Genomic DNA, 15,259 nt, shown 5'->3' with positions numbered 1-15,259 from the left:
ACCGGATACATAACCCTGTGGCGAGGGAGCTTGCTCCCGCTTGAGTGCGAAGCACTCACGGAAATAGGCCTATATCGCAGTCCAGCGGGAGCAAGCTCCCTCGCCACGGATGTCGTCCTCAGGGCTTGCGCAAGTCCTTGGCCAGCTTGACCAACGGCAGCAATGTCGTTGCCAGGCGGATCAGGCCAGTCAAGCCACCGCCACCGCCATTGCGGGTCCGTTTGCCGGTGATGAAACCGAGCAGGGACACCGCCGCCACGCCCCACAGTGGCGCGTGCTTGATGCCGAAGCCTTCGTGCCAGCTTTGCGTCAAGCCGCGCACCCGTTGCAAGGGCTGCAGCAACTGGCGCGTTTCCTGACGGATTTCCTGGCGATGCATTTCCATCCGCAGACGCACCAGCGCCTTGCGCATTTCCTGTCGTGTCCGGGCTTGAGGAATATCAGGCAGGCTCATGGCAACAGGCGCTCCCGGTCATTGGCCAGTTCTTCGAGGGTGGCATGGAAAGGAGAGGACTCGTCATAGATCGCTGCCTTGAGCCGAAGCCCGCAGAACAGCGCCGCCAGCAGATAAAACAGGCACAGGCCGATAATGCCGGCCAGACGATAGGTGTCCCATACCAGGATCAGTACCAGCGCCGAAAGCCCGACCAACAGCAGCAGGCCGAACACCAGCGCAAGGCCGGCGAACAGCAGGAGGCTGACGGTGCGTGCCTTCTGTTCCTGCAACTCCATGCCGAACAATTCGACGTGGCTATGCAGCAAGCCAAGGAACGCCGCACCCAGGCGGCGTGCTGTAGGTTTTGTGCCCGCTTCGGACGAGCCGGATTCGTCGATACCCATCATCAGCGCCGTGTCGCCAGCAGACCAATCAGAAAGCCAACGCCTGCCGCAATGCCCACGGATTGCCAAGGGTTGGCCTGTACGTATTCCTCGGTGGCGACCACCGCAGCCTGGCCGCGTTCGCGCATGGAGTCTTCCGTGAGCTTGAGCGTTTCGCGGGCGCGCAGGAGGGTTTCGTGAATCTGGCTGCGCAGTGCATCGGCTTGATCGCCTGCCAGTGTCGCGGTGTGATCGAGCAACCGTTCCGTGTCGCTGACCAGCGTCTGGAAATCTTCCATCAGGGTTTCTTGAGCAGTCTTTGCCTGGGTTCTGGCCATCAGTGAATCTCCGTAAGTGACGTCTGAAACGTTCGAGTATGAGCCTTGCTGGAAGGTTCAGTACAAGTGACTGGTACAACTTTTGCTCAGGCTTTTGCCATGTACTGGTGCATCAGCCTGCGCCAGTGCGCTGAAGCTGGGCGAAAGCCCGAAAACCTTAACCCAAATAATCAAAACCCGCGAAGCACCTCCAAGCGGGATTTCGTTTTGACCATTCTTGCGCACCAAAGCGGTTCACCGGCCTGCGTCTGGCCAATGGGTCGTTTCAACTTGGTGCGTTCGCAAGGCAAACGAACCGGTTTGGTGCTTTTTTCAACTTTTTCAGGTCTGCCAATACCATGGAAAATATGCAAAGTGCCGTGGACGGTCTGGTCCACAGCTCCAACACGCTGTTCATCCTGCTTGGCGCAGTCATGGTCCTGGCCATGCATGCCGGCTTTGCGTTTCTTGAAGTGGGAACGGTCCGGCAAAAGAATCAGGTCAATGCGTTGTCGAAAATCCTCAGCGATTTCGCGGTCTCGACCCTGGCCTATTTCTTTATAGGCTATTGGATTGCCTACGGTGTGACCTTCCTGCAACCGGCGGCGGTGCTCAGCACCGATCATGGCTATAGCCTGGTGAAGTTCTTCTTCCTGCTGACCTTTGCCGCCGCGATCCCGGCCATCATTTCCGGCGGTATTGCCGAACGTGCCCGGTTCGCACCGCAGTTGTGCGCCACGGTGCTGATCGTGGCGTTTGTCTATCCGTTTTTCGAAGGCATGGTCTGGAACGGCAATTTTGGCTTGCAGGCCTGGCTGCAAGCCCGGTTCGGCGCCAGCTTCCATGACTTCGCCGGCTCCGTGGTGGTGCATGCCATGGGCGGCTGGCTGGCGTTGGCTGCCGTGCTCTTGCTCGGCCCGCGTAACGGCCGCTACCGGGATGGCCGCCTGGTGGCGTTTGCGCCTTCGAGCATTCCTTTCCTGGCCCTGGGTTCGTGGATCCTGATTGTCGGCTGGTTCGGTTTCAACGTGATGAGTGCCCAGACCTTGCCCGGGGTGAGCGGGCTGGTGGCAGTCAATTCGTTGATGGCCATGGTGGGCGGTACCGTGGCGGCCTTGATTGTCGGGCGCAATGACCCAGGCTTCCTGCACAACGGCCCGCTGGCCGGTTTGGTGGCGGTCTGTGCCGGTTCCGACCTGATGCACCCGGTCGGTGCGCTGGTCACGGGGGCCATTGCCGGTGCCTTGTTTGTCTGGTGCTTCACCGCGGCCCAGGGCAAGTGGAAGATCGACGATGTGCTCGGCGTCTGGCCGCTGCATGGGCTGTGCGGGGTCTGGGGCGGCATCGCTTGTGGCGTCTTTGGCCAGAGCGCCCTGGGCGGCCTGGGTGGGGTCAGCCTGGTCAGCCAATTGATCGGCACGGCGCTGGGAATTGTCGTCGCCCTGGCCGGCGGGTTTGCGGTCTATGGCGTGATCAAGGCCGTGCTGGGGCTGCGCCTGACCCAGGAAGAAGAGTATTACGGCGCCGACCTGTCGATTCACAAGATCGGCGCGGTCAGCCAGGACTGAGCGTCGCACTATGGCTCCTTGTCCTGGTTGCCGGGATAAAAGCCGTGGAGTAGGCGATAGCGGTCATGACGAACCTGATCCACATGATGCCGGACCTGCTGCTCGGGCAGGCCGAGCATGATCAGGGCGTGGGAGGCCAGCATCAGGCTCGACTCCAGCAGCTCCGGGACCACTTCGCTGGCCCCGGCAGCCTGCAGCTCGGCCAGTTGGCTGTCGTCACGGGTGCGCACCAGGATCGGTACCTGGTGGTTGACCTGTCGGGCCGCCTTGAGCACGGTGATGGCGATGTCGGTCTTGTCCACTGCGATCACCAGCAACCTGGCGCGGCTCAAGCCAACGGCCGCAAGCAGGTCTCCTCGTCGCGAATCCCCATAATGCACGCAGTTTTCCCCGACGGTGGCTTCCTGGATGATCACTGGGTCGTCATCCAGGGCGACGAACGCCTGGCCTTCGCGACGCAGGAACCGTCCGATGGATTGACCGACGCGCCCATAGCCGCAAATGACCACATGGCCCGACAAGCCGGCATTGAGTGCGCTGATCTGGTCCAGTTGCGCCTCTTCGTTGGGTTTGCGATGCAGGCGCGCGGCGATGCGTGGCGCGGCGCGCAGCAACAGCGGGGTCAGTAGCATTGAGCAGAATGTCGCGGCCAGCAGCAGGCCGCTGATGTCGGCGGGCATGAGGCGGTTCTGCTGCATCAGGGCCATCAGGGCAAAGCAGAATTCACCGCCCTGGGCCAGCGCCAGGCCACTGCGCCAGGCGGTTTCAACGTCGCTGCCGCGCCATTTCACCAGGACGGCGACCACAAGGCCCTTGATGAGCATCAAGCCGAGGGTCAACCCCAGGATCAACAAGCCGTCATCGAGGAACAGCTGCAGGTCGATCAGCATGCCGATGCTGACGAAGAACAGCCCCAGCAGGATGTCGCGGAACGGACGAATGTCGGCTTCGATCTGGTGCCGGTAGTGGCTTTCCCCCAGCAGCATGCCCGCCAGGAAAGCGCCCAGGGCCGGCGACAAGCCGAGCAGGTGGGTCAGCCATGCCGTCAGCAACACGATCACCAGAGCCAGTAGCACGAACAGTTCTGCGGACCGGGACGCCGCCACCTCATGGAACAGCCGGGGCAACAGCAGCCGGCTGGCCAGCAGCAGGCCGCCGAACAGAACCAGGGTCTTGCCCAGGGTCAAGGGCAGCGCCCAGTACCACGGGTGGTCGCTGCTGCCGGCGAATACCGGCACCAGGGTCAACAACAGCACCGCGACAACGTCCTGGAACAACAACACGCCGATGGCGTTCTGGCCGTGGCTGCTGAAGATCTCTCCCAGGCTGGTCAATTCCTTGCTGACGATGGCAGTGGAGGACAAGGCCAGTCCTGCGCCGAGCAACAACGCGACGATCACAGGCGCGCCGGCCAACGCCAGCAATCCCGCCAGGACCGCCCCCGAGCACAGCACCTGCAGGCTGCCGAGACCGAACACGACCCGACGCAGTTCGAGCATTTTCGACAGGGAAAACTCCAGCCCCAACGAGAACAGCAGGAACACCACCCCGAGCTCGGCCAGGTCAGGCAGTTCTTCGCTGTCGTTGACCCAGTCCAGCGCGGTAGGCCCGACCGCCAGCCCGACGCAGAGATAACCCAGCACGGGTGGCAGGCGCAGCCGCCTGAACAAGGCGATGACCACCAGGGACGAGGCAAGGATGATCAGCAGGTTGGCAAACAAGGGGAACTCCGTTTCAAGGCTACAACGCACAGCGTAGAGGGGAAAATGCGACAAGCGTCGCTGGAAAAGCATTGGCGCTCAGTGATTTGCATCAGCGTTTTACCGAAACACCTTGAAGCGAGCCAGCGACTCGACGGTTTCCCGGGTCGGGCCTAGAATGACCGTCTATCTTTTTTGGGTCTACCCGCCATGCTTCCTGAATGCCAGTTGTTCGGCACCCTGGGGTGTCATCTATGCGAAGTTGCCGAAGGGGTGTTGATGCCTTTCGTCGAACATGGATTGTTGGTGGAACTGGTGGACATCGCCGAGAACGAGGCCTGGTTCGAAGCCTATGAGTTACGCATCCCGGTCCTGCGCAGGATCGATACCGGGGCGGAGCTGGAGTGGCCTTTCGATGACTCCGGCCGGGTGGCTGAATTTCTGCGTTGACCCATTTCCTGGCTTGCCTTCACGCGAGGCCATTGGCGAAAGTCGCATTCTTCGGTTACTGTATGCTTATACAGTTATCTGGAGTGCATCCCCTTGGTCAATGTCGAACAACTGAAAAGCAGCGTGAACAGGATGTCCGCGGACGTTGTGCGCGAGGCAGTCCTGGAGCTGCGCCTGGATGGCTTGGTTACCGAAGGCAAGACCCCCTTCAATAAACTGCATTTCAACACCTGTTTCGCCGAGATTGAAGCGTTGTTCCAGCGTGCCGGCTATCACAAACAGTTGGATGTGGTGGGTTACCAGGGCCTGTTATACGCGCTGTACGATCCAGGTCGCTGGGAGGCGGTGGAAGTACTGCGCTGGTTGAAAGAGTTCACCGAAGCGGCGGCAAAATCGACGTCAGTCACCGCGTGAGCAATCATTGCTGGGCTGGCCTGTGCGACTGTCGGATAATACCGCCTCGCAACAATGCCTAAGAGTTTTCAATGTCCGGTTCATCGTTTTCCGCCGCTCATCATCAGGCCAGTACGCTGTACCTGCCGCCCGGTTCCTGGCAGACGGTGCTGGAGTGCCTGTGCGAGCATTTCAGTGCCATCAGTCGCGAACAGTGGCTGGACCGGATCGCTCGGGGCCGGGTATTGGACGGGGAGGGCAAGGCCATCCAGGTCGACTTGCCCTACCGTGAGGGCCTGCGCATCCACTATTTCCGTGAGGTGCCCGATGAGAAGCCGATCCCGGTGGTGGAGTCGATCCTGTATGCCGACGAGCACTTGGTGGTGGCAGACAAACCGCATTTTCTGCCTGTCACCCCGGCGGGCGAATACGTCGAGCAAACCTTGTTGCGACGGCTGATCCGGCGGCTGGACAATCCTCATCTGGTGCCCCTGCACCGCATCGACCGGCACACGGCCGGGCTGGTGTTGTTCTCGGCCAACCCGAACACCCGCTCGGCGTATCAGTCGTTATTCCCGACGCGGCAGATCGAGAAGCGCTACCAGGCCATTGCCCGCGCATTGCCTGGGCTGACCTTTCCGCGGGTGCATAAAAGCCGGATGATCGATGGCGAACCGTTCTTCCGAATGCAGGAAGGGCCCGGCGAGCCCAATACCGAAACGGCCATCGAAGTGCTGGAAAGGAACGGCGAGTTGTGGCGCTATGGCTTGTATCCGGTTACGGGTAAGAAGCATCAGTTGCGGGTTCACATGAATGCCCTTGGGGCGGGGATCTGCAATGATCCGTTTTATCCTGATGTGCTTCGGGATGTTGAGGATGATTACTCGAATCCTTTGAAGCTGCTGGCTCAAGGGTTGCGTTTTGTTGATCCGGTTACTGGTCAGGACCGGGTGTTCGAGAGTGATATTGTGTTGCGATGGTAGTTTTTTGTTCGGGGTATGGTGTGTATATCCGTTACCAAAAAAACGGATATACACCCAAAACCAAGCCCAAAAAAAACGGCGCTCCCCTCTTCAGGAAGCGCCGTTTTTTCTAGCGACTTAGGGCAGCAGCGTTACAGATTACAAATCCTTAACGGTACGAACCTGATCCTTGTTCACGCGAGTCTGCTTGCCATCCAGTTGCTCGAATTCGTAGAAGCCGCTTTCTTCATCGTAATGTGGGGTATCGACGGCCTGGATTTCGCGACCGTCATTCAAGGTGATCACTGTTGGCGAAGCGCACCCGGCAAGGGTGGCGAGGCCCAGAGCGAGCATGAACGTGGCGAGGGTCCGTTGTGTCATGGTGTTTCTCCGAAATGGATTCTTCAAGTTACTGACCTTCAGACGTATACATTGCGCGCAAGTTCCTGGCTAGTGTCAATCTGACACGCCTTTGTGTTGGGCCAGCAGTTCCGGGGTGTTCAGATTTGCCAGCCGCGGATCGTCGGCAGGGCATTGCAATGCAACCGCGTGCAGTGCGCGCATGATACGACCGGGGCTGCGTTCGCCTTCGCGCCAGGCTTGTTCGAAGCTTGATGCCAGGGACAACGGGATGACACACAACAGCGGCTCCCAATGCTCGCCGTGCCGCACCATCAGCGGCTTGTCGGGGTGCTGGCTGGCCGTCTTGCGCATATTGTCGAGCAGGCTCGAGTCGATTTGCGGTACGTCGCACGGCAGCACCAGCAAATACGGATGCTTCGCAGCCTTGAGGCCTGCCCGGATACCTGCCAGTGGCCCGGGAAAGTCGTCTTCCTCGTCATGCACCAACTGATCGGCATACATCGCATAATGTTGCGGGTTGCGGTTGCAGGAGATGATCAGGTCATCGCTCATGGCCCGGGTCTGGCGATGCAGATGGGCAATCAGCGGTTCGCCCTGCCACGGCACCAGGCCTTTGTCCTGGCCGCCCATGCGTTGTCCGCGCCCGCCCGCCAAGAGCAGGATGGAGCAGGGTGGCAGTGACGTATTCGAGGTCATGGCGTGTCTCCGCACGGGCGAAAAAATGAAGCGCTGTGATATAACACCGGGCTGTTTCCTTCACAACTGGACGAGCCTATGAAAGCCAAGGCTGATGTACCTTTCGTGCCGCTCAATATCGCGGTACTGACTGTCAGTGATACCCGTACCCTGGAAACCGATACGTCCGGGCAGCTCTTCGTCGATCGGCTCACAGCGGCCGGCCACAACCTGGCGGAGCGGGTCCTGCTCAAAGATGATTTGTACAAGATCCGGGCGCAAGTCGCGACCTGGATTGCCGAGGACGTGGTGCAGGTGGTGCTGATCACCGGCGGCACCGGTTTCACGGGGCGTGACAGTACGCCGGAAGCCGTCACGTGCCTGCTGGACAAGCAGGTCGATGGCTTTGGCGAGTTGTTCCGACAGATATCCGTGGCCGACATCGGCACTTCCACCGTGCAGTCCCGCGCGCTGGCAGGCCTGGCCAATGGCACGCTGGTGTGTTGCCTGCCGGGTTCGACCAACGCGGTGCGTACCGGATGGGATGGCATCCTGGGCGAACAACTGGATGTGCGGCATCGGCCGTGCAACTTCGTGGCTCATTTGAAACAGGCAGCGCCTTGTGAATCCCGTGGGTAAACCGGGCAAGGCAGGCGCCTTGATGGCCGTTGAGGTCGCGTTGGAGCGACTGCTCGAGATGGCGGCGGCCACGCCGATCGTCCAGCGCGAGCATTTGCCTTTGGCCGCGGCGCTAGGGCGAGTGCTCGCCGAGGATCTGGTGTCGACCCTGGATTTGCCGCCATGGCCCAACAGCGCCATGGACGGTTATGCCTTGCGGCTGGCTGACTGGAACGGCGAGCCGTTGAAGGTCAGCCAGCGGATTTTTGCCGGGCAGGCCCCGGAGCCGCTGGCCGTTGGCACGTGCGCGCGGATCTTCACCGGGGCGCCAGTCCCTGCTGGCGCCGATTGCGTCGAGATGCAGGAAAATGCCGTGGTTGAAGACGACCAGCGGGTGCGGTTTACCGAGCCCATGGTCGGCGGACAGAACATTCGCCCCCAGGGGCAGGAAACCACCGTCGGCGAGCAGGTTCTCTCTGCCGGTACTCGCCTGGGGCCGATCGAGCTGGGGCTTGCGGCCTCCTTGGGCTGTGCATCGCTGGACGTGGTGCGCAAAGTCCGCGTCGCAGTCCTGTCCACGGGGGATGAGTTGGTCGAACCCGGTCAGGCGTTGGGCCCAGGCCAGATCTATAACAGCAACCGCGTGCTGCTGTGTGGCTGGCTGCAACGCATGGGTTGTGAAGTGATTGACGCGGGTATCCTGCCCGACGATTTATCGGCCACCCGCGAGCGCCTGGCACAGTTGTCTGATGTCGATCTGATCCTGTCCACCGGGGGAGTATCGGTAGGGGAGGCGGACTTCCTGGGCATCGCCTTGCGCGAGGACGGCGAGCTGGCGTTATGGAAACTCGCCATCAAGCCGGGTAAGCCGCTGACGTTCGGGCATTACCGTGGCGTGCCGGTCATAGGCCTGCCTGGAAACCCTGCCTCGACCCTCGTGACTTTCGCACTGCTGGCGCGGCCCTACCTGTTAAGACGCCAGGGCGTTCAGTCGGTGGCGCCGCTCAAGTTCAAGGTGCCGGCTGGTTTCGCCTGGCCGAAGGCAGGCAGTCGACGAGAATACTTGCGAGGCCGCATGGAGAATGGTCGAGCGATCATCTACCGCAATCAAAGCTCGGGTGTCCTGCGCAGCGCCGCCTGGGCCGAAGGGCTGGTCGAAGTGTTCGAGGGACGGACGCTGGTGGAGGGCGATGAAGTGGGCTTCATTCCCTTGAGCGAAGTCCTGGGCTAACACTGTGGCAGGTGTTCTGCGGCCCGAGCCGGATCCTCGGGCCTTCACGCGCCTCACCTTCATCGTGTGAGCAGCATCACCACCTGATCGAATCGATTGTTCGAAATCCAGCCCAGCAGGCCGAGCACCACCGCTGCAGCGCCAGCCGAATAGGCCAGCCTGTGGCGGATCACCTTTACGTCGGTGCGAATTTCATCCATGTCTTTGCGGATGTATTTGAGGTGGGTTTCCAGTTCAACGACGCGCGGTTCCAAATCAATTCCTCCAACGGGATTACTGCAACTTTTGCATTCGTTCTGAGTATCGGCCCGCCCGCTTCCAAGGGGCGCGCGCTGCTGGGGCAACAGCTTGTATTCACGGTTATGCATGGGACGGATCATCCCCTTGGCCATAACTGTTCGAACGACTGATCCGGCCCCAGCGGGCCGTGACGTATCCATCCATGGGTAATTGCTTCCTTGTCTGATGAGGGTTTTAGCGTTCCAGCAAAACAGAAGACCAAGGTGTCTCAATACCGCTAGAGGGTCAATTGAGCTGATTCGCCAGATCTTGTAAGAAAACTCTTCGAATCAAGACGTCCCGGTCGAACGAGCTGCCCTGCGGGTTTTCTCCCGGGGGCAAGCCTTCCTGCTTTTTTAATAAATTGAGATGTTTCGGGCTTTTTCGCTCGAATGAGCGGTCCCATTTCCTGAACCTTCCAATGACGGAGACAACGATGAGCAAAGGCAAGGCGCTGTTGATTTTGCATGGCAAGCAAGCGCTCAACGAAGAGGTTCGCGCGGCAGTGATGCTCAAGCGCGAGCAGGGCTGGGACCTGGCGGTACGGTTGACCTGGGAGGCGGGTGATGCCCAACGATGCGTCGATGAGGCGCTGGAGGCCGGTTATACGCGACTGATCGCCGGCGGCGGTGATGGGACCTTGCGTGATATCGCTGAAGCGATCGTCCTCCATTCGAGTGATGCCAGCCTGGTATTGCTACCGCTGGGCACGGCCAACGATTTCGCCCGGGCGGCCGGTGTTCCGTTGGAGCCCGCGCAGGCCCTGGATTTGCTCGACGTTGCGCCGCAGGTCGTGGATGTGGGTGAAGTCTGCGGTCGGATTTTCCTGAACATGGCCACCGGCGGTTTCGGCAGTCAGGTGACCGCGAACACTTCCGAGGACCTGAAGAAAGTCCTGGGAGGCGCCGCCTACCTGTTCACCGGCCTATCGCGATTCAGTGAGCTGAGTGCCGCCTACGGTGAGTTGCAAGGCCCCGATTTCCACTGGCAGGGCGATTTGCTCGCGCTGGGTATCGGCAATGGCCGGCAGGCAGGGGGGGGCCACGTGCTGTGCCCGGAGGCGTTGGCCAATGATGGGTTGCTGGACATCAGCATCTTGCCGGCGCCTCAGGAAGTGGTCAGTACGTTGAAGGACTTGCTGGCGGGTGGCCTGGGCATCGACAACATGTTTGTCCGCGCGCGCTTGCCATGGGTGGAGATCAAGGTCGCGCAAGGCCTGGATATCAATCTCGATGGCGAGCCGCTGCAGGTAGACACCCTGCGCTTCACTGTCCACCCAAAAGCGCTGCGCGTGCACCTGCCGTCCGATTCGCCGCTGTTGGGCGGCGCGACGGCGCTCAATCGTCCAGGCTGATGATCTGTTCGCGCACCGCGAACAGCACAAGGCCGGCCACGTCATGGATCTGCAGGCGCTTCATGATTTGCGCCCGGTGGGTTTCCACGGTCTTGATGCTCAGGTTCAGGCCATTGGCTATTTCCCGGGTGGACTTGCCGCGCACGATCAGCCGCAGTATTTCCAGCTGGCGTGCCGTCAGGTTATGGGCCCGGGCAGGGTCCGCCTGATGCTTCTGGACGCGGGTCAGCGCCTGGTTGATCACGGTATGGGCGATGGCCGGGCTCAGGTAGCGTTCGTTGTTGCGCAGCGCCTCCAAGGCGTGTTTCAGCTCATTGGCGGTGGTGTCCTTGAGCAGGTAGCCATGGGCGCCGGATTCCAGCGCCTGCATGATCAACGACGGATCCGTATGCATGGACAGGATCAGTACCTTGCTGTGGGGGCGTGCCCGCTTGAGCTGTTGCAAGGCGTCCAGGCCGCAGGTGTCCTTCATGGAAATGTCCAGCAGCACGATATCGGGGTTCAGCCGTTCGACCAGTTCGAGCAATTGCGTGCCATCACTGGCTTCGCCAATGACGGCATAGCCCGGGATATCCATGACCAGCGCGCGTACGCCGGCCCTGATCAGGGAGTGGTCATCTACCAGAAGCAAATTACAAATCAAAGGAAAACCTTATTCTTACTGGCTCGTTCCAGAGCTCGCGGTGCCCAGGGGAAGCGTGCTTCGATGTGCGTGCCCTTGCCGGCCTCGCTGATGACCTTGAGGGTGCCGCCCAACTGTTCGACCCGCTCCGACATGCCGGCCATGCCCCGTTGACCTTCGCGAGCGGGGTGGGTGGCCGGGACAAACCCTTGGCCATCGTCGCTGATCAGCAGGGTCAGGCCGTCAGGCAGGCGTTGCAAGCGTACCAGCAGATTCGTCGCTCGGGCATGACGCAAGATGTTGGTGACCGCTTCCTGGGTGATCCGGAACACCGCGACCGACATTTCCTCCGGGATGCCTGCCATGCGCTGTTGGCAATCGAGGCTCCACTTCACCGGGGCATTGGCCAGCGTCTTGAGCAGGTGCGCCCGCAGGCTGGCCTCCAGTCCGAGGCTGGTCAGTTGCCGGGGGTTGAGGATCGCCGATACGTCGCGGACCTTGTTGAGGGTTTCGTCCAGGGTCTCGCAGAGTAGCGCGCATTGGCCTTGCAGTTCTTCCGGTGTCCGCCGCTTGAGCCATTCGCCTTGCAGTTTCGCCGCGGTCAGCAACTGGCCAATGTCGTCGTGCAGTTCGCGGCTGAGGCGATGACGCTCGTTTTCCTGGACCTCAAGCAACCGGTCGGCCAGTTCCTGGGGCTGGAACTTGATGGATTTGCGTGACAACCGATGGTGGATCCAGACACAGGTCATGGCCGCCACATTCAGTGCCAGCAGGCTCAACGGCACCGTAGGGGCGAACAGGTAGGCCAGCAGGCAGCCGACGGCCGAGCAAATGCACAGTAATAATGTGAAGCGACGGGCGTTTTCTCGGGAGGGAGGCCAGGTGATGAGTGACTTGAGGCTGGCGTACATAGCGGATGGAGCCAATGAATGTTCGCTGCGGGCTGGCCGGTCAGCGCATCTGACAGGCCCGGTCGGGTAAACGTTTCAGGTCGAGGGCAGCTTCGGTCGGCGGCTTTTACGGCGCTGTCTTGAAGTGGCTGACGCGCGAGATAGTACCACTTCACCTATCGTTGGTCGCGTTCGGCATGGCGCGGTGTAAGCGCTACGTACCAGGCACGCAGCACTGAGCCGGCATCATCGTCTCAGGCTTGTTTCTGGGAGTAGGGTACCAACGCCAGCGGACGTGACGCTGCCGATGCCTGGTCGGGGCTCTGGCCTACCTGGAAAGCGAATGCCTCGATCAACAAGGTCTGTTCGCTGCTGTCCAGGCCCAACTGGCCGGTGGTGTGATCGACCAGTTCCAATTGCCAGGCCATCAGGGTCAAGCAATCCTTCAGGGCGTCCAAGGCCTGGTCATGCAACTCCATGTGGTTTTGCGCGTGACTGAGCAAGCCATGAATATGCAGTGAAAACTCCGAAACGGCTTCCAGCGCCAGGGCATTGGCCTTGTTCGACAGTTTCAGCAAGGTGCTGAGCATGCAATCGATGGCGTCCTTGTCGTTGTTGATCAATTGCAGATGACTCAGGCATTCCTCCGACTTGGCCAGCAGCGTCTCGGCCTCGATCAGAAGCTCGGGAAGACGCTGGCTCCAGTTCCTACGATCGTTCGGCATGCTTATCTCCACAACATCATGTCAGGCGAAAGAAACCCGCTTATGGCGAACGGCTGGATCTCAAGGTCGACCGCGGTCGGACGCACAGCGACACGTCCCTGCCGTTTAGCGAAAGTGAATTCGCAAACAATTGCACGGGTGGGATCGGCCGAAAGGCTGGAGGTCCGATGTCCTGTGGTCGCGCACAAAAGCCTGACTCCGTTCAGCAATGAGAATGGCGTCACATTAATGGCTATTGGATAACGGGAATATCAGGTTGGACCTGATTGTGCCTAGGGGAATCCCTTAGACAGGGGAACTTTGCACGCAAACCCGGGTCGCGCGGCAGAGAAAAATTGCAGATGAAGTCATGAAGCCAGTAAAGCATGATGTTAATGTGACATCAATGCCCCGCGCTTGTATTTTATCCGGGGGTCAAGATTCGGCTCGTGCAGCCGATATCTCATTCATTGGATTCATCCGAACAAGCCCAGGAGTCATCGATGGCCGGCATTCTCGACACAGTAGATCAACGAACCCAACTGGTGGGTGAGAATCGCCTGGAAATTCTCATGTTCCGCCTGGCGGGTCGACAGTTGTTCGCCATTAACGTGTTCAAGGTCCAGGAAGTCCTGCAACTGCCGAAACTGACCCTGATGCCGCAGCGCCACCCGTTCGTGTGTGGCGTGGTCAATCTGCGGGGCCAGACGTTGCCGGTGATCGACCTGTCCCAGGCCATTGGCATGCGTCCGCTGGTGCCGGGCCCCAACAGCACCATTATCGTGACTGAATACAACCGCTCGGTTCAGGCATTTTTGGTGGGCGGCGTCGACCGCATCGTCAACATGAACTGGGAAGCCATCCTGCCACCGCCGACCAGCGCTGGCCGTGAGCACTACCTGACGGCCATCAGCAAGGTGGACGATCAGTTGGTGGAAATCATCGACGTGGAAAAAGTCCTGGCCGAAATCGTTCCGTACAACGCCAAGGTCTCCCGGGACAAGCTCGAAGACCCGGTGCTGGAGCGCGCCCGTGGTCGCGAAGTGTTGCTGGTGGACGACTCCAACGTCGCGCTCTCGCAACTGCGCGATACCCTGGGGCAACTGGGCGTGAAAATGCACATTGCCAGCGACGGCCTCAAAGCCCTGAACATGCTCAAGGCCTGGGCCGATACCGGCGAGGTGATGACCGATAAATTGCTCATGATTTTCACCGACGCGGAAATGCCGGAAATGGACGGCTACCGCCTGACCACCGAGATCCGCAACGACCCGCGCTTGCGTGGGCTCTATGTCGTACTGCACACCTCGCTGTCCGGCAGCTTCAACGATTCGATGGTCAAGAAGGTCGGTTGCGACAACTTCCTCTCCAAATTCCAGCCGGACAAGCTGGTCGATGTGGTGCGCCAGCGGCTGATGCTCGACTGAAACCGATGGTGGTTTGCTTCAATGGCCGGCTCGTATAAGGTGGCATTTTTTCGCCACCAGGGAAGTTGACCATGTTGCGGCTGAGCGCGCTGTATCGGTATCCGTTGAAGTCCGGCAAGGGCCAGCCCTTGCAAGGGATCGGCCTGGACAAGCTCGGGCTGGACGGTGACCGGCGCTGGATGCTGGTGGATGAGGGCACGGGGCGTTTCCTGACCCAGCGCGCCGTGGCGAAGATGAGCCAGCTCTCAGCCTCGTGGAACGAAGCGGGCGGCCTGACGCTCAGCGCGCCGGGCCATGGCGCCATCGACGTGCCGCTACCACCAGTGGTGGAGGAACAGCGGCGCGGGGTGATCATCTGGCGTGACACCTTGCGTGTGCCGGATGCCGGTGACGAGGCCGCGGCCTGGGTCAGCGAGTTCATCGGCAATCCTACCCGCCTGGTGCATGTGCCGGTGGATCTGGCGCGTACCACTGCCGCCGGTTATGGCAAGGATGACGACAAGGTTGCCTTTGCCGATGGTTTCCCCCTGCTGCTGATTGGCCAGGCGTCCTTGCAGGACCTGTCGAACCGGGTCGGTCGTTCGCTGGAAATGTTGCGCTTTCGCCCCAACCTGGTGGTCGAGGGCAGCGAGGCGTTTGCCGAGGACGGCTGGAAGCGCATTCGTATCGGCGAGGTTGAGTTCCGGCTGGTCAAGCCATGCTCACGTTGCATCATGACCACGGTCGATCCGCAAACCGGCGAACGCGATCCGAATCGCGAACCCTTTGCCACGTTGCAGCAATACCGTTCGACACCGGACGGTGCGATGTTCGGCCAGAACCTGGTCAACGACAGCAACGGCCGGCTTGAAGTCGGCATGCCGGTTGAAGTGCTCGAATAAAAAGAT

At 60.4% G+C, this 15,259-nt stretch carries 19 protein-coding genes; 9 read left to right on the top strand and 10 right to left on the bottom strand.

Annotation, left to right across the window (positions count from 1 at the left end; translation table 11 throughout):
* Positions 1 to 118: 118 nt before the first annotated feature.
* The 3 genes from KGA89_RS28120 to KGA89_RS28110 are packed head-to-tail and all read right to left on the bottom strand — an operon-like array spanning position 119 to position 1,157.
* Positions 119 to 454 (bottom strand): hypothetical protein, encoded by a 336-nt coding sequence (locus KGA89_RS28120; RefSeq protein ID WP_003199437.1) that lies wholly within the window; start codon positions 452 to 454, stop codon positions 119 to 121.
* Complete coding sequence (locus KGA89_RS28115) at positions 451 to 840, bottom strand: phage holin family protein (protein WP_223473076.1); 390 nt, start codon at positions 838 to 840, stop codon at positions 451 to 453. The genes KGA89_RS28120 and KGA89_RS28115 overlap by 4 nt, the downstream gene beginning before the upstream one ends.
* A gap of 2 nt (positions 841 to 842) precedes the next feature.
* The gene (locus KGA89_RS28110) at positions 843 to 1,157 is read right to left on the bottom strand and encodes a YqjD family protein (protein ID WP_003199441.1); all 315 of its coding nucleotides are present in this window, start codon (positions 1,155 to 1,157) and stop codon (positions 843 to 845) included.
* Between the two features lie 338 nt (positions 1,158 to 1,495).
* On the opposite strand from KGA89_RS28110, the gene KGA89_RS28105 reads away from it, so the two are divergent.
* Entirely contained in the window at positions 1,496 to 2,704 is a 1,209-nt protein-coding gene (locus KGA89_RS28105; RefSeq protein WP_039010919.1) for an ammonium transporter, read from the top strand.
* An 8-nt stretch (positions 2,705 to 2,712) separates the two neighbouring features.
* Here the strand turns inward: KGA89_RS28105 and KGA89_RS28100 are convergent, their stop codons facing one another.
* Entirely contained in the window at positions 2,713 to 4,425 is a 1,713-nt protein-coding gene (locus KGA89_RS28100) for a cation:proton antiporter (RefSeq protein ID WP_003199447.1), read from the bottom strand.
* A gap of 189 nt (positions 4,426 to 4,614) precedes the next feature.
* On the opposite strand from KGA89_RS28100, the gene KGA89_RS28095 reads away from it, so the two are divergent.
* The 3 genes from KGA89_RS28095 (at position 4,615) to KGA89_RS28085 (ending at position 6,230) form a co-directional block, all read left to right on the top strand.
* Entirely contained in the window at positions 4,615 to 4,854 is a 240-nt protein-coding gene (locus KGA89_RS28095) for a glutaredoxin family protein (protein ID WP_003199449.1), read from the top strand.
* Positions 4,855 to 4,947: 93 nt separating this feature from the next.
* Positions 4,948 to 5,268 (top strand): hypothetical protein, encoded by a 321-nt coding sequence (locus tag KGA89_RS28090; protein ID WP_003199451.1) that lies wholly within the window; start codon positions 4,948 to 4,950, stop codon positions 5,266 to 5,268.
* A 71-nt stretch (positions 5,269 to 5,339) separates the two neighbouring features.
* Positions 5,340 to 6,230, top strand: a complete 891-nt coding sequence (locus KGA89_RS28085; RefSeq protein WP_013692591.1) for a pseudouridine synthase — start codon at positions 5,340 to 5,342, stop codon at positions 6,228 to 6,230.
* A 138-nt stretch (positions 6,231 to 6,368) separates the two neighbouring features.
* Here KGA89_RS28085 and KGA89_RS28080 read toward each other — a convergent pair whose 3' ends face one another.
* Positions 6,369 to 6,590 carry a YgdI/YgdR family lipoprotein gene (locus tag KGA89_RS28080; protein WP_003199454.1) on the bottom strand — a complete coding sequence of 74 codons (222 nt, stop codon included), beginning with the start codon at positions 6,588 to 6,590 and terminating at the stop codon, positions 6,369 to 6,371.
* Between the two features lie 75 nt (positions 6,591 to 6,665).
* Positions 6,666 to 7,268, bottom strand: coding sequence for a molybdenum cofactor guanylyltransferase MobA (gene mobA / locus KGA89_RS28075; RefSeq protein ID WP_223473075.1), 603 nt, complete (start codon positions 7,266 to 7,268; stop codon positions 6,666 to 6,668).
* 78 nt (positions 7,269 to 7,346) lie between these two features.
* Between mobA and moaB the strand changes: the two genes are divergently transcribed.
* Both moaB and glp read left to right on the top strand, forming a co-directional pair.
* Entirely contained in the window at positions 7,347 to 7,886 is a 540-nt protein-coding gene (gene moaB, locus KGA89_RS28070; protein WP_003199458.1) for a molybdenum cofactor biosynthesis protein B, read from the top strand.
* 22 nt (positions 7,887 to 7,908) lie between these two features.
* Complete coding sequence (glp, locus tag KGA89_RS28065; RefSeq protein ID WP_223473074.1) at positions 7,909 to 9,096, top strand: gephyrin-like molybdotransferase Glp; 1,188 nt, start codon at positions 7,909 to 7,911, stop codon at positions 9,094 to 9,096.
* 59 nt (positions 9,097 to 9,155) lie between these two features.
* Here glp and KGA89_RS28060 read toward each other — a convergent pair whose 3' ends face one another.
* A complete protein-coding gene (locus KGA89_RS28060) occupies positions 9,156 to 9,464 on the bottom strand; it encodes a hypothetical protein (protein ID WP_223473073.1) in 309 nt (102 codons plus the stop codon).
* 347 nt (positions 9,465 to 9,811) lie between these two features.
* Here KGA89_RS28060 and yegS point away from each other — a divergent pair, with 347 nt between their 5' ends.
* Complete coding sequence (gene yegS, locus KGA89_RS28055) at positions 9,812 to 10,729, top strand: lipid kinase YegS (RefSeq protein ID WP_223473072.1); 918 nt, start codon at positions 9,812 to 9,814, stop codon at positions 10,727 to 10,729.
* Here the strand turns inward: yegS and KGA89_RS28050 are convergent.
* From KGA89_RS28050 to KGA89_RS28040, 3 genes are all read right to left on the bottom strand, one after another.
* Entirely contained in the window at positions 10,713 to 11,372 is a 660-nt protein-coding gene (locus tag KGA89_RS28050) for a response regulator transcription factor (RefSeq protein ID WP_223473071.1), read from the bottom strand. The two genes, yegS and KGA89_RS28050, sit on opposite strands and share 17 nt — an antisense overlap.
* Positions 11,369 to 12,262, bottom strand: a complete 894-nt coding sequence (locus KGA89_RS28045) for a sensor histidine kinase (RefSeq protein WP_223473092.1) — start codon at positions 12,260 to 12,262, stop codon at positions 11,369 to 11,371. Before KGA89_RS28045 ends, KGA89_RS28050 begins: the two co-directional genes overlap by 4 nt.
* A 233-nt stretch (positions 12,263 to 12,495) precedes the next feature.
* Complete coding sequence (locus tag KGA89_RS28040) at positions 12,496 to 12,966, bottom strand: hypothetical protein (protein WP_223473070.1); 471 nt, start codon at positions 12,964 to 12,966, stop codon at positions 12,496 to 12,498.
* A 482-nt stretch (positions 12,967 to 13,448) separates the two neighbouring features.
* On the opposite strand from KGA89_RS28040, the gene KGA89_RS28035 reads away from it, so the two are divergent.
* A complete protein-coding gene (locus KGA89_RS28035) occupies positions 13,449 to 14,372 on the top strand; it encodes a chemotaxis protein CheV (protein WP_003183670.1) in 924 nt (307 codons plus the stop codon).
* Between the two features lie 71 nt (positions 14,373 to 14,443).
* A complete protein-coding gene (locus tag KGA89_RS28030; RefSeq protein ID WP_003199473.1) occupies positions 14,444 to 15,253 on the top strand; it encodes an MOSC domain-containing protein in 810 nt (269 codons plus the stop codon).
* Positions 15,254 to 15,259 lie beyond the last annotated feature (6 nt).

Source organism: Pseudomonas sp. A-RE-22 (assembly GCF_019956035.1).
Taxonomy (GTDB): Bacteria; Pseudomonadota; Gammaproteobacteria; order Pseudomonadales; family Pseudomonadaceae; genus Aquipseudomonas; species Aquipseudomonas brassicacearum.
Note: the sequence above shows the minus strand (reverse complement) of the source record. Positions and strands in the feature narration are given on the sequence as shown.

Coding starts and splice junctions, on each gene's coding strand:
- yegS (WP_223473072.1), top strand. CDS start 9,812: ATGAGCAAAGGCAAGGCGCTGTTGATTTTGCATGGCAAGCAAGCGCTC.
- glp (WP_223473074.1), top strand. CDS start 7,909: ATGGCCGTTGAGGTCGCGTTGGAGCGACTGCTCGAGATGGCGGCGGCC.
- KGA89_RS28085 (WP_013692591.1), top strand. CDS start 5,340: ATGTCCGGTTCATCGTTTTCCGCCGCTCATCATCAGGCCAGTACGCTG.
- KGA89_RS28080 (WP_003199454.1), bottom strand. CDS start 6,590: ATGACACAACGGACCCTCGCCACGTTCATGCTCGCTCTGGGCCTCGCC.
- KGA89_RS28110 (WP_003199441.1), bottom strand. CDS start 1,157: ATGGCCAGAACCCAGGCAAAGACTGCTCAAGAAACCCTGATGGAAGAT.
- KGA89_RS28030 (WP_003199473.1), top strand. CDS start 14,444: ATGTTGCGGCTGAGCGCGCTGTATCGGTATCCGTTGAAGTCCGGCAAG.
- KGA89_RS28095 (WP_003199449.1), top strand. CDS start 4,615: ATGCTTCCTGAATGCCAGTTGTTCGGCACCCTGGGGTGTCATCTATGC.
- KGA89_RS28045 (WP_223473092.1), bottom strand. CDS start 12,262: ATGTACGCCAGCCTCAAGTCACTCATCACCTGGCCTCCCTCCCGAGAA.
- KGA89_RS28040 (WP_223473070.1), bottom strand. CDS start 12,966: ATGCCGAACGATCGTAGGAACTGGAGCCAGCGTCTTCCCGAGCTTCTG.
- moaB (WP_003199458.1), top strand. CDS start 7,347: ATGAAAGCCAAGGCTGATGTACCTTTCGTGCCGCTCAATATCGCGGTA.
- mobA (WP_223473075.1), bottom strand. CDS start 7,268: ATGACCTCGAATACGTCACTGCCACCCTGCTCCATCCTGCTCTTGGCG.
- KGA89_RS28120 (WP_003199437.1), bottom strand. CDS start 454: ATGAGCCTGCCTGATATTCCTCAAGCCCGGACACGACAGGAAATGCGC.
- KGA89_RS28035 (WP_003183670.1), top strand. CDS start 13,449: ATGGCCGGCATTCTCGACACAGTAGATCAACGAACCCAACTGGTGGGT.
- KGA89_RS28115 (WP_223473076.1), bottom strand. CDS start 840: ATGGGTATCGACGAATCCGGCTCGTCCGAAGCGGGCACAAAACCTACA.
- KGA89_RS28060 (WP_223473073.1), bottom strand. CDS start 9,464: ATGCATAACCGTGAATACAAGCTGTTGCCCCAGCAGCGCGCGCCCCTT.
- KGA89_RS28105 (WP_039010919.1), top strand. CDS start 1,496: ATGGAAAATATGCAAAGTGCCGTGGACGGTCTGGTCCACAGCTCCAAC.